Origin of the sequence: Nostoc sp. WHI (assembly GCF_015714725.1) — a bacterium.
In the GTDB taxonomy this organism is placed as follows: domain Bacteria; phylum Cyanobacteriota; class Cyanobacteriia; order Cyanobacteriales; family Nostocaceae; genus Nostoc.
On the sequence record NZ_WBKM01000149.1, the window covers coordinates 1 to 12,942 of the forward strand.

15 protein-coding genes are annotated in these 12,942 nt (G+C 41.7%); 7 read left to right on the top strand and 8 right to left on the bottom strand.

What is annotated here, in order from left to right:
• The first annotated feature begins 477 nt into the window (after nt 1-477).
• Together F8S12_RS15815 and F8S12_RS15820 are read left to right on the top strand one after the other, a co-directional pair.
• A complete protein-coding gene (locus tag F8S12_RS15815) occupies nt 478-747 on the top strand; it encodes a hypothetical protein (RefSeq protein ID WP_230968036.1) in 270 nt (89 codons plus the stop codon).
• A gap of 185 nt (nt 748-932) precedes the next feature.
• Entirely contained in the window at nt 933-1,256 is a 324-nt protein-coding gene (locus F8S12_RS15820; protein ID WP_094332201.1) for a hypothetical protein, read from the top strand.
• A gap of 78 nt (nt 1,257-1,334) precedes the next feature.
• Here F8S12_RS15820 and F8S12_RS15825 read toward each other — a convergent pair whose 3' ends face one another.
• The 6 genes from F8S12_RS15825 to F8S12_RS15850 form a co-directional block, all read right to left on the bottom strand.
• Complete coding sequence (locus F8S12_RS15825) at nt 1,335-1,880, bottom strand: hypothetical protein (RefSeq protein WP_196517112.1); 546 nt, start codon at nt 1,878-1,880, stop codon at nt 1,335-1,337.
• Between the two features lie 152 nt (nt 1,881-2,032).
• Nucleotides 2,033-2,818, bottom strand: a complete 786-nt coding sequence (locus F8S12_RS15830) for a DUF6753 family protein (RefSeq protein ID WP_196517113.1) — start codon at nt 2,816-2,818, stop codon at nt 2,033-2,035.
• 184 nt (nt 2,819-3,002) lie between these two features.
• Nucleotides 3,003-3,773 (bottom strand): mobilization protein, encoded by a 771-nt coding sequence (locus F8S12_RS15835; protein WP_196517114.1) that lies wholly within the window; start codon nt 3,771-3,773, stop codon nt 3,003-3,005.
• A 45-nt stretch (nt 3,774-3,818) separates the two neighbouring features.
• Entirely contained in the window at nt 3,819-4,043 is a 225-nt protein-coding gene (locus F8S12_RS15840; protein WP_196517115.1) for a hypothetical protein, read from the bottom strand.
• Between the two features lie 51 nt (nt 4,044-4,094).
• The gene (locus tag F8S12_RS15845; protein WP_196517116.1) at nt 4,095-4,457 is read right to left on the bottom strand and encodes a hypothetical protein; all 363 of its coding nucleotides are present in this window, start codon (nt 4,455-4,457) and stop codon (nt 4,095-4,097) included.
• Nucleotides 4,454-5,602 (bottom strand): ParM/StbA family protein, encoded by a 1,149-nt coding sequence (locus F8S12_RS15850; RefSeq protein WP_196517117.1) that lies wholly within the window; start codon nt 5,600-5,602, stop codon nt 4,454-4,456. The genes F8S12_RS15845 and F8S12_RS15850 overlap by 4 nt, the downstream gene beginning before the upstream one ends.
• A gap of 840 nt (nt 5,603-6,442) precedes the next feature.
• Between F8S12_RS15850 and F8S12_RS15855 the strand changes: the two genes are divergently transcribed.
• A complete protein-coding gene (locus F8S12_RS15855) occupies nt 6,443-6,799 on the top strand; it encodes a plasmid mobilization protein (RefSeq protein WP_230968037.1) in 357 nt (118 codons plus the stop codon).
• Nucleotides 6,796-8,301 (top strand): relaxase/mobilization nuclease domain-containing protein, encoded by a 1,506-nt coding sequence (locus tag F8S12_RS15860; RefSeq protein ID WP_196517118.1) that lies wholly within the window; start codon nt 6,796-6,798, stop codon nt 8,299-8,301. Before F8S12_RS15855 ends, F8S12_RS15860 begins: the two co-directional genes overlap by 4 nt.
• Nucleotides 8,302-8,615: 314 nt before the next feature.
• Here the strand turns inward: F8S12_RS15860 and F8S12_RS15865 are convergent, their stop codons facing one another.
• Nucleotides 8,616-9,164, bottom strand: a complete 549-nt coding sequence (locus F8S12_RS15865; RefSeq protein ID WP_196517119.1) for a TetR/AcrR family transcriptional regulator — start codon at nt 9,162-9,164, stop codon at nt 8,616-8,618.
• Nucleotides 9,165-9,432: 268 nt separating this feature from the next.
• On the opposite strand from F8S12_RS15865, the gene F8S12_RS15870 reads away from it, so the two are divergent.
• From F8S12_RS15870 to F8S12_RS15880, 3 genes are all read left to right on the top strand, one after another.
• Nucleotides 9,433-10,050, top strand: coding sequence for a glutathione S-transferase family protein (locus F8S12_RS15870; RefSeq protein WP_196517120.1), 618 nt, complete (start codon nt 9,433-9,435; stop codon nt 10,048-10,050).
• A 120-nt stretch (nt 10,051-10,170) separates the two neighbouring features.
• Entirely contained in the window at nt 10,171-10,764 is a 594-nt protein-coding gene (locus F8S12_RS15875; protein WP_196517121.1) for a pyridoxamine 5'-phosphate oxidase family protein, read from the top strand.
• Nucleotides 10,765-10,891: 127 nt separating this feature from the next.
• Nucleotides 10,892-12,247 (top strand): hypothetical protein, encoded by a 1,356-nt coding sequence (locus F8S12_RS15880; RefSeq protein ID WP_196517122.1) that lies wholly within the window; start codon nt 10,892-10,894, stop codon nt 12,245-12,247.
• 164 nt (nt 12,248-12,411) lie between these two features.
• Here F8S12_RS15880 and F8S12_RS15885 read toward each other — a convergent pair whose 3' ends face one another.
• Nucleotides 12,412-12,630, bottom strand: a complete 219-nt coding sequence (locus F8S12_RS15885) for a hypothetical protein (protein ID WP_196517123.1) — start codon at nt 12,628-12,630, stop codon at nt 12,412-12,414.
• Nucleotides 12,631-12,942 lie beyond the last annotated feature (312 nt).

Below are 12,942 nucleotides of genomic sequence, written 5' to 3' on the forward strand. Positions count from 1 at the left end.
CTGCATCTTTTACCTGATATCTGGTATTATTTCCGGGCTTCCTTTCATCAGGTAAGTCATGTAATTCTTGACGTAGAAATTGGATTAATTCAGGAATTTCTAGGGTCGTCGCCTTTGGAATCATCTTAGAGTAGTTTGACTAATTAATATTTTTCAATTCACTAATTTTACCAAAGCTCGATAACTATTATAAATTGTTATTTTAATTAAGTTCTATATTCTAAAAACAGAACTACTTTCCTGGATTTACCCTTCGTTTTTAAGCAAATCCCTCAAATATGTCAGTATTTATACTTAATAATTGTAGTCAATTATTTTTTAGTGATGCCTGCGGTGGTCACTGAGCTTGCCCTTTGCGGAGCGTCTTGTAGAGAAGTGCGCGCTGCGCCTACGCCTTTCCCTAAAAAACTAATTATTTTGTGCTACGTATTGAATTTCAAAATGGCGATTAATACCCTATTTATTTCAAAATGAGAATTGCTGGGACAAGAGTTTGATTGGGACAAACACAATTCCCAATTCCGTAAGGACTATGTAAATACACCATTAAAAGAACTGGTGAATTATGCCCGCAAACTTTACGGCTTGAATAATCTTGATGAAATTCGAGATAGACGTGCTTCTCATAAAGCTGCTCGGTCTAGACGCATAGACGGACTTAATGGTTTAAGTAGCAACTCTGATGACTTGATAAATGACGATTTTGAACAAGATGAAGATGACGAAGATGTAGAAATTGACGATTAATTACAATGCCCTGAATTATCTAATTCGGGGCATTCTATTTCCCATCCACCCGCATTCAATAAACAGAATTGAAGGCAGCGATTGCTGCTGAATTCAAGAGACTCAAAAGTGAACTCTAACTCAGAAGGCATCTGTCGATGCTGTCTAGGTGAGATGTATTAATTCGTTAATCAAAGGATAATCAAATGACTCAAATGACTCGTAATCAGCAACAAACAAAAGCGTTGGATCAAGTAATAGGTTATCAGGATAAAGTGCGATTAATGGTACTGGAAGTTTTACGTGAGGAATCAGGCAGAGAACTTGCTGCTCAAGCACGTTTTAATCAGCAAGAATTTGATTGGAACGAACATAATATTCAGTTTCGCCAGGATTATAGCGAAACTCCCATCAATGAACTACTAGCATACGCCAAACGTCTGTATGGACTGAAAGATTTGGATGCAGTACGGGAGCGGCGCAAAGCTCATAAACAACAACGTACAGCTAGATGGGCTGAAGCTTCATAATTATCTGCTGGCTCTCACAGTAGCCCCACATTTTAGTGGGGTAACTTTTTTGCCCACCCACCCTCAACCGTAAAAACTTTATTTTACCGAAGATGCAGCTTCGCATCCCACCCCACCAAATGTTGTAATTGTCCGACTGGAAAGTTTACTAGTCATTAACTCATTAATCTGCTGGTTTGAAAGTTGAGTTGGCTTGACTTCGACTGTGGGTGCAGTTCCTCCCCTGTTGACTTGAATAATGGAATTAGCCCAATAAAACTGTTGTTGAGAAGGTTGGGAATAAACAGGATAACAGCCTTTCGAGGCGATCGCCAATTTATGCTCTACGCTAGAAACTGATGGTAGAGAAATACCAGCACGAACTAATTTTGCCTCTCCTACTGGCCTCCACAAACGCAATTGTTGATTTACACAACGTTTTCCATCCTTGAGAGGGGCAATGATGTTGCCACAAACTTTAACATCCACATCATACATCGGCGGATAATCAGGCACAGTTTGAGCTTGAGCTTGAGTCGTATTTTTCTCATCCTTACCACTGACATTTACAGTAGTAGGGGTACAAGCTGTAACTATACCTCCTATTACCAGCAGCCAAAGCCAGTTAACTTTGCAGGTAAACATCTGCTGAATCCTCTTCTACGATTGAGAAATTGACAACTAATTTTTTAACTTAAACCCCACCCATTTTGAAACCTGGAGTTTTTAATGAGAGTGTATTATTCTTTTATGGCTTGAGTTCTGAGCTTTACTCTAATTCCAAAAAACTATGGTTTTCAAGGTTGACGTGGTTTAGATACAAACTGGCGTTGATTGCTAGGTGATGTCCATAACGTGCAGAACCCGGATGAGGCTTTTCTGCTACTTGCTCCAATTTCCAGTGTTACCCCCAAACGCTTGACATCTTTAGCACAAGTAAGTTGACCGTTTTGGTCACGACTCAGCAAATCTTGGTTCCATTGCATTAGGTTGTGAGCAAACTTACCTTCATTACTGGTTGCCCATTCCAAAGCATTGGCTTGGGCTTGTGTGAGTTGGCGTGGCCCAGCAGGATCTAGATGACTAGATTGATACCAGGACATTCCACCTACACTTACCAGTCCGCCTACTCCAGCTGCAATTAATAGCAGTATTCCCGCAGCAATTAGAGAGGGAACTGAATGAATAGCACGCTCAAATTCAGTACGCCTAATTAATCCCGTCACAGCCTGAGCGATCGCTTTTTGCTGACCTTTTACTGCTGCCTTTTCATATGTTTGGAGATGGTCATAAAGCTGCGTTTGCCACTGGTCAAACATTGCTTCCATTTCTTTGGGATTGTCTTCCAACAGCACTTGCAGCCTACCAGTAGCAATCATCATCAGAAATGCTGGATCATCAGGGTCAAGTCCGGTTTGGACTACTATTTCCCAAACCCTAGCTTTAAATGAATCATCTTTACCTCGAATGGCTAAATCTAGTAAAGTTGGGTAAGGAATTTGGCTCAGTCCTTTGCCTCTAGCAGCTACTGAATCCAAAAATTCGTCGTCTAAATCGAGTTCTTCAGTGTGAGAATTACTCATATCTATATTTGCTTTTAGCTAATTCACGCCCTCGTACCCTACGCTCATTTGGTAGTTTGATTTGATGGTGGGAGATGTCACCGAAACAGTGCTGAGTGCTGAGTAATGAGTCCTGAGTAAAAAAGTAAAATTAATTGCACAGGCTAAACCCCCCGCTATCCATGTACAGCACTCCTGAATTAGATTACTTCTTGGTAGCAACCTTGCCGTTGACATTAGCATCATCAACTTTTTCTGTTGGGGAAGTAATTGAAGCTGCCGGAAGGTTCCAGATTTTAGCTTGATCAATTTCCTCAGAAGCTTTTTTGAGAAAATTGTGTAATCGCTGCTTACCCAATACACCTAACTCTCCATAATCTCTAGCCGCAGAAAAATTTATCTGATTGGCATCAAGGATATCTCGTTCTCGATAGCTGAACTTGGGAAAATTGATGACAGCTACTTTATGAGCTTTTATTAAATCCTGTAAATCCTTACGTCCATCTACGTGTTTACAGTCATCGCATAAACCACAATTGCGTACAAATATGTGCTTAATCTTGTTTTCAAAGCGTTCGAGAGATTGCATAAATAATTGAACGCTGTCATATCCACCACTACAAACAAACCACTTGTATATTTTGACCTTATTTTTCCCAGTAATTTCTAGGATTTGATTACGCTCAATCCAATCAGTTACTGCTGGGTATACTTGAGCAGGTAAATTGACAATCACTGAAGTTGTTAGTGCTAAATTAAAAATTTCATCAGCATCGTAAGCTTTACGCTCTGATTCGCTAAAAACTGCTGTTTTATGATTGTCTGGGTAAAATGCGCCCACATCTGGATTACTTTGGTCTGCTTCTACCAATTCATAAGAGAGTTTATTGTCAATGCAGTATTGCACCATAACCCGTGCAAACAAAGACTTGCCAACTCCACCTTTTTCACCATCCATGAAGTGAATTGCTGCCATCTTAAATCTCCTTTGTAATTTTACTAAATGTGCATTGATAAATACTTAAATATTTTCAAACATATCGTCTGTTTCATCATAGAAAGAACCCTCTCCAGGAATAAAGGAATCAGAATCTATTTTGTGTTTTTGCTGGTTCTCACTATTACTACTGCCATTGCCTTTAGTTTTACCTTTAGCGCTAGCATTACTATCATTTTCATCATCAATACCACCACTATTACCAATTTCTAGACCGAACATATTAGCAAGCATTTGAGGATTGGTCATAGTGCTGAGAGGTACAGGCAAAACATCACTTGATTTATGTGGTAATCCTAGTTACATTCGCAAATAAGCCAAATGTTGCTCCAGGGCATGACAAGAAATTAAACCTACCTGACGCACCTCTTTATCACTAATTTGTACATCCGCATTTGCTTGAGCTTGATATGCTAAAGGCAACCAACACATTCGTAATGCCTGTAATACCATCTCTTTGCTAGTACTGACCCCATTTCCTTTTTGCAAATATATAATTAGCTTTGCATCAACAGTATTTGAGTAAGCACGAAGCCGAAGAGTCAAATTTTTATATTGTCTTTGTCTGTTAGTATCAGTTCCTTCAGACAGTCTGCGACTACCGCTACTATTGTGCTGTCTATTATTGTCATTATTTTTGGGTTGTTTTTTATTTGTAGTCATGCTACCTTCTCGATTTGCGCTCTAAACCGCATAAACAAACCAAACGCATCAATCAACCTAAACGACAAAGCTTCCTGCTCTCGGAAAGTACGGCAATAATCATTACTTTTATCCTTGAATACTTCTTGTACCTGTTGCTGTAAGTCAGCACCCCAATAAGTTGAAATTTCTTGAAAACAATCTTGTAACTCTTGCTCTAAGTACAATGCTGCGCCACCACTCAAAATCACCTCGTTCACCGCAGGTAAAGTTGATTCCAGCCAATCGTAAAGCCTAGACCAATACTCAGCTTTAGCAGTAGCAATGGCATTAACAATCATCTGCAATTCATAATCAATGTTTTTAGGTTCTCTGCTTTTGACTAGAGCGCGAATTGCTTGGTTATCAGCCGTGATATCTGAACCGGCTGCATAGATGGCAGAGGTCAAAACAGTGGCATCCTGTCCAGATGTGCGCTCAATTACTCGCTTTACCATTTGGTGAAAGCCCAGCCCATTGGTGTAACCCGCCGTCATTTTGCCCCGTTCAAATAATAGAAGGCTGGTATTGCGATGCCCGAACATCAGCACTGCGATGGTTTGGGCGTTAAACCATTTTTTACCATTCTGGCGTTGGCGAATCATTGCCAATCCCGCACCTTCGGGTAAGCACTCGAATCTCTCCAGCTTCACCCGCAACCTTTGACCCCTAAACCTAAAATCCTTGAGTGCAGATTGCAATTGTTGCTCAAATGCTTGGCGATTTTGATATTCACCATAGGGCAATAGTGAGGTCAGTGATAGTGAAAACCTGTTAGGCAATTTGTTGTGTTGAGCGATCGCACCAATTACTGCTAAGGCTTTGTGAATTGAGGTTTCGTACTTGAGCTTATCGAGTCTGGCAGATGCTGAAAACTGGCGTGCCAGAAATCCAACTACCGTACATTGTGTATCACCATCCGCAGGACTTGACACCCAGGCTTCATCTACTGGTTTAGGAGATTCAAGACCCTTGCGACTCGACATATAAGCGTCAATCGAACTTTGAGGCAACTTCAGCATTTCTGGTTCCATTGTCATCAAACATGGTTTGCCTTCAGTTGCTAGTTCGTAAACAATCTTGGTCAAGGAAGCACCAGGGTCAAAACTGACTATCAGGTTTGACATTGACTGTGGTTGTGATTATCCATAAAAGCTGCTTTTAACTTAAATGCAAATATTGGCTGTGAACATCACTCTACTGACCATTTTATTGAAGGCAAATTTTATCCAGTTGGTTATTCTTTTTTCGCTGCTGTTAATTAAGTCGTTACTTTTCTGCTAAGAAATTCGATTTAGAAAAGTGTGCCATAACAGATCCATGCCAGTTCCACGAATGAGCCATTGCGGATTCATTACAGTGACAATGTTGATCCAATAGAGATCCATTTGTACGACATACGTATTGTAAGTATAATTTTTATTTGCAACAATGCTTAACAATTGACAAAGATTATGCCATGAGAGATCCAATACAAATCCATCAGCGATCCATTACATATTCATCTAACAGTTGATTCGAGTAGCCCAAAAAAACCTTTGGTGAGTAGCAAGCTATGTTGCTGTCCGGACATTTTTTCTGGGTAGAAAAAACGCACCCCCCAGGTGCGGCAACAAACTTGCCCTCCTTTCACGGTTCCCCTACCTAAGTAGGTCAACCACCGTGACAGAGGGGAAGATGATACGAAAAACCTCAGCCTGGAAAATTTCTGCAAGGTTTGGGCGGATTAGCTTTTTAATTGCGCGATGGGCTACGCCTTGCCGTAGGCGATCGCTCGCTTTCGCCAAGATGCCCCTAGCGTTATCTTGACTTCCTTAGTACTCAACCAAAGCTATTGCAGGGCATTCTATTATCTCGCATCGCATCTTGGCATTGAACCAGAATCGTAAGTAACCGCTTGGTCAATGACAAATGATAGTGCAGTCGTCAAACTTAAAACAGCTAATGACTAATGCATCAATAATGCAATGCGACAAAAACGCTCACACAGGATAGACATTAGACTGACTTTGGCAGAATACGAGAAAGCACAGCTAATGGCAGATGAAAATAATCTCACTATGAGTGAGTTGTTTCGTGCCAAGACTCTGAAAAATAGATTGCCCAGGCGTGTCACCAAAGTAGCAGGCCAAACTTACTGGGAGTTGGGGAAAATAGGCAACAACCTCAACCAAATAGCTAAAGCAATCAATACTTCAGTACTCATGGGAGAACCTGTGGTCGTAGATAGAGCATTGTTGTCACAGGTAAGAGATTTGGTGAAACAGGTGCGCCGAGAGATTGCTGAAATTGATTTAATCACTGATTTACAAGATGAAGGATGATTGGCAAGCACATTAAAGGTAAAAGTTTTCGGGGACTGCTAAACTACCTCTTTGGCAAAGATGGAGCAAAACAAATCGGTGGGAATATGGAAGGAACAAACCCACGCGAATTAGCAGCTGAATTTGGTATATCTCGAAGATTAAACCCGAAGGTGAGCAGGGCTGTTTATCACGCTTCTCTCAGTTTGGCCCATAAGGAGAGTTTAGATGATGATACTTGGGATGAAATCGCCCAAAAGTATCTGCAAGCAATGGGTTTTGATATGAACCAATATGTCGTAGTGCGGCATACTGATCGGACTCATGAACACATACATATTGCTGCCAGTCGCATTCAATTAGATGGGACTACAGTTTCTGATAGCTGGGATGATCGCAGAAGTGAAGCGGTAATTCGCAAGTTGGAGCAGGAACACAATTTGCAATCAGTGCAACCAAGTTGGGAAAAAGATAAGCACAGTCCAACTACAGGTGAACGTAGGCAACTTGCCATAACTGGAGAGGAAAGCGTTAGGGTCAAACTTCAGCGATCGCTCGACCAAGCAACCCACGACCATCCCACTATGCCAGAGTTAATAGAGCGAACGCAACAACAAGGTATTAATGTCCGCGTTGGTTATACTCGCACAGGCATTGTCAAAGGCATTAGTTACCAACTTGATGGTGTGGCTTTTAGTGGTACGCATCTCGGTAAAGCATATACCTTTCCTGGTTTACAAAAGCATCGAGGTGTAAACTACAGTCCCAAGCGGGATGACAAACGCATCCAAAAACTTATGGAAGAAGCTGTCGAAAATCTCACACCAGCAGTGCCTTCAAAACAGGATGACAAACGCATCAAAAAACTTATGGAAGAAGCTGTTGAAAATCATACGCCAGCAGTTACTCAAACAAACTCCTTGCCTATACCAGAACCAACAAACTGGGAGCAAATACGCCTAAACTTAAGCCAGCAGTATAATTTACCCAATTCTCTGCTCACAGAATTGTATGAAAAGGGTTGGCTCTATGCAAGTCTTGCAGGTCAAGCAATATTTGTGGAACGCACACTCGATGATCTTCCAACTCTTGCCAAGCAGCTAGAACCAACAGGTGACTTCACCGCTATTCCCCTGAACTCTGAAGCGAGGAAAAATGGTAGTTTTTGGATTGCTACAGATGCCACAGTAGAAAGAGCAGTGCTACTAAGTGACCCGATTGAAGTTCTCTCTGTCATTGCCTTAGAATCAACTGTTGACAAAGAAAAGCGCAAACCTACATTGTATTGGAGTGTAAGCGATAGCGAGCTAATACCTTTAGAATTTTTGCGATCGCTCGATACAGTAGTCATCGCTTTTAAAGATAATGAGAAAGTTGAGGACTTGATAGCTGAGATACTGGCTGAACTACCCCAAGCCAAACAAGTTTCTCCCGGTGAAGCTGGTTGGAATGGGATGCTAACTAACAATCACTCGCAACCCAACCAAAGCCGAATCCCAGAGCTTCAAGGTTGGGAACTTTGATATCAGTTATCATTAAAAGAAACACCATCCCATCGACTAAGGAACAGCCAGCACCCGCAGGTGACTTTGGCTGCTAAGTTCTCGGCGAGATAGTAGTTTGGATGTTGTCTGTCAGCATTTAGGGCTTCATGAACCGACACGCTCAGATGAAAATTTGAACAACACCTGTAATATTTTCATTGCCATACCAAATGGCTATCGCTTCCCAGTAGATGTTGTAAATATATAGTGTCACCCCGATCTGAAATCCCTGGGAAAACGGAATCGGACAGACCTATTTTCAAATATTTGGGATGAACTGTGTAATCACTCTCCTACAAATCTTGGCACAGTTGTTGTGGCAATTGTTTCATCACACGGACAAAAGGAGCCACATCATCCAAACCCTGCGCCACAATCAGAGCGCCTTGAATGGCAATAGCAGCATCTTCCCCACGCTCATGAGCCAGCGTCTCATCTAATCCGGCTGCCCTCAAAACAGTTGCTATCTCATCAATCCAGGCTCGTAATAGTGTTTGCACCTTGGTATGAAAGATATCTCGTGCTGACCCCATCAACAAGATGGCACACATACAGGGTAGTTGTCCGCCTTCATATAGCTCGTTAATCTGCTCACACATCTTAGTCAACCGAGTGAGCGCATCCCCTCCACCGCGAAGTATCTGTAAAATGTGTTCCTCCAACCAACATTCCATAAAATCCAACACCGCCGTCACCATTTCATCCTTCCCACCGGGGAAGTGATGGTAGAGACTGGCTTTCCCCAAACCTGTCGCTTGTGAAATTTTCGATAAAGTCGCCCCATCGTAACCATACTGTCGAAACAGTTGTAGCAAGCAGGGAATATAAGTATCTTTTGCCATTTACATAAATTGAAATCTCATCTCTTGACATTATACCGAACGATTGGTACAGTTATTTTGTACCGAACGCTTGGTATAAAATAACTGTACTAATTCCTTAATTTGCAGGGATGTCTATGCAGCATCTCGAATCGCAAGAGGTGTCAGTTGACAACGGGAGAAATCAACTTGCCCTGACTATCTCTGATTGCTGTCGTTCTTATTCCCGTTAGACCGCTAATTTTTAGCTTAACAGTGCTTCTTTTTACAGAATATTGAGGATTAACCAATGATTAAGCTTTATGGTCACGAACTCTCTGGTAACAGCTATAAGGTCAAGCTCTTGCTATCACTATTGGGCATTGAACATGAATGGATTAAGGTCGATTTGCTGAAGGGGGAACACAAAGCCTCTGAATTTCAGTCGCTTAATCCCTTCGGTCAAGTTCCTGTATTAGTGGATGGCGACACAATTATAAAAGACGCACAGGCAATTTTGGTTTATTTGGCTCGTTTTTATGGTGGTGAACAATGGTTGCCACTGGATGCTGTCTCACTTAGTCAGGTTGTACGTTGGCTATCTACAACTGCGGGTGAAGTGCGTCAGGGGCCAGAATCGGCTCGTTTGTACTATCTGTTTAATGCCACCAGTATTGATATTGACAGAGCTAACCAAAAAGCAGAGTTTATTCTTACACAACTTAACCAACATTTGCGCGATCGCCAATGGTTAGAGTTCGAGCGGATAACTATTGCAGATATAGCAGTATTCCCCTATGTTGCCTTAGCACCAGATGGCAAAATTGCTCTTGACTCTTATCCTCATATTCTGGCATGGATTGAGCGAGTTAAGACCCTTCCCGGTTTTATAGGAATGCAAGGAATTGCAGCACCTGCCTTGGTATAGGCAAATAACACCCAGTTTAGATGGAGAAGGTAGAGAGTCAGAGGAATTTTTTCCCTTCTCTGCTCCCCTGTCTTTTCTCTATCTTCCCCTGTTTTTAGATATGTAAAAATAAAGAGTTATATGGCACGTAAATTTACGCAAATTGCTTTCACGCCTGCTGTCAAAGTTGCTCAAGAACAACGTGGCTCACGGGAGACCTATGCTCGATTTGAACAAAATGGGCCTTCTAACGATACCATCACACCAGAAATTGAGGAATTTATCGCCCAAATGGATGGTTTTTATTTAGGAACCGTCGGTTCTAATGGTTATCCATACATTCAATTTCGTGGTGGACAACCTGGGTTTTTGAAAGCTATAGATGAAAAGACTTTAGGATTTGCTGACTTCAAAGGCAATGTTCAATATGTTACCGTTGGTAATCTTGACGAAAATGACAAAGCTTTTTTGTTTTTGATGGATTATCGCCATCGCCGACGGTTGAAAATTTGGGGGCGGGCTATGTATGTAGAAGATGATAGTGAACTAATTGAAAGCCTGAAACTTCCTAACTATGAAGCAGAAGTGGAACGAGTGATTCTGTTTCACATTGAAGCTTGGAATTGGAACTGTCCACAGCACATTCCTATTCGCTATTCTGAACAAGAAGTGGCGGCATTGCAAGCGAGAATAACTGAACTAGAGGAACTTATTGCTCATCAGCAGCAAATCTAATTTTTCTGAGTGACCCAAGCCAATCAAAGGTTTCAGGCGAAAATTTATGTAAGTAAAATGTGGAAAAGTTGGTTCTAGTGCAGCTAACGCCACTTAGAGAGGGATAAACACTCTAGGTGTAAGTGCCATGACCTTCAATCCCAGACAAACAACCATTAAATTTCTTAGACAAATAGGCTTTACCACCGGAACCAAAATTTGGCTGAGGATTTCTTGGGACTTGCCTACAGAAATGATACCTCAAAACTGGAATAACTACTACCGCAATGGTCAATTTGTCTACTCCCACTACATTCTCTGCGGTAAAATCACCCAGCAAGGATTTCAACTCTACTGCTGCACGAAAGGAGGTCGAGACAAACAGGGCAACACCTGCTGGCGACTGACACCTAAACGATATGCTGATGGTTGGGCATTGGCATTTAAAATGTCATATCTTGGTGCCACAGTCAGCTTTTACCCCAACCAACCAGACAAGGGAATCAGCAATCAGCACGTTAGTCAATGCCAATGTTTATTCTACGAAATTGATGATTTGGTATTGAGTGAGCAGCGACAAGCTATAGTTCGGCTAAAGGATGAAATCAACTTGGAACCCGCCGCCGTAGTTTACACAGGTGGGAAATCCCTGCACGTTTACTTTAAATGCAGCCATTTTTTGAATCCTGCTGAATGGCTGTACCTCAATCGCCAACTGACGATTATCCAAAACGCAGACCCAGCCATTTGTAATTTGGCTCGTTCCATGAGACTGCCAGGTATGGTTCGCAGACGGGTGGTGGATGGAATATTGAGTGCAACCATCCCCATTACCCTAGAGCATTGGTCAAACTGTCATTACAATGTGGAAGAACTAGAAACCGCATTTGATTCTACAGCCTTATTTCGCTACGAACTTTCTGAGCAACGTTGGCGCAAGTGGGTGCAACTTCTCACAAGAGCGAAAAATGGAGAAGTTATCGACCCACAAACAGCGCTACTACAACGTTCTATTACTGCACCTCGCCCAACCTTACATTGCCGACGAGGGACAGTAACACAGGCTACAACCAGAGATAATTGCTCATCTCTTAAACAACTACGCGCTAGCGGAGTATCTGTTCCTTTGTCTATCTGTTTAACTTTGAGCGATCGCACTTTACTGACTTATGGCGAATCTGAGGGAAACAGAAACAATTCTGGCTACAAATTAGCTCGTAACCTACTGGGTACATCTAATTTACTCACTAGACACGGAATCGCTTATTATCCCCAACCACGCCAACTATTTGACCGATATTGCGATCGCTGTACACCTCCACTCGAACCAACTGAGGCAGATACAATTTGGCACAGTGCGAATAAAACAACAGCCTTTGCCAGTCGGGATTTTGGCTCTATCGCTATGAGCATTCGTGAGTGGAAGTCACACCGCAAATCAAACAAACAGTGCGTAAAAAAACCAAAAAGATTAGTTAACGCGAGGTTGACAAAAGCGATGTAACACCCTTCCAATTCTCTACCCATAATCTACCGTGTACACATATCTTTGTACCAGGATTAAAATGGTGTGAGGCAACTCTCAAAGACTTGTGTGTACACGGTAGCCCTATTCTGGGGAGACTATATGACTATTAAAGATGAGTATTGAAGGTACTATCTCTAGTTTTACTTTCCCATTTTTGGTAAATAAGACTGACGATAATTGTTCTTAGCCATCAGCCTAGCCTCACGCTTTGTCCACTGTTTTTGTAAAGGAACATCAGCTAATTTTTGCAATAATATGAATACACTATCATCTCCAGTCAACCGAGCGATGATTTGAGCGATCGCCTTACAACAACTCCAAGGATGACGCACTACCTGAACTTCTGCAAATCTGACCACACCCCAATTGCGCTCGGGAGCAATGCGATTTTGTGAGATAACCCCACCTGGAGAGCGATCGCTAATAAACTCTTACGTACATATTAAACATTTAATACAATGACCTGAGTAATATTCGTTAGAAGACACAACCTGTGCTAAAAACGAGGTTTCTGTACATTGTTGCGACTATAAAAAAGGTAAAATTTCTTTTCAGGAATAGTTTTGAAATAGGAAGTATCTACTTTTATGGAGAAAAACATATATGCAAATCTAAATTTTGCCGATTCATTATCAGATTTTAAAGAGGATGTAACGAAACTTTTAGAGTTG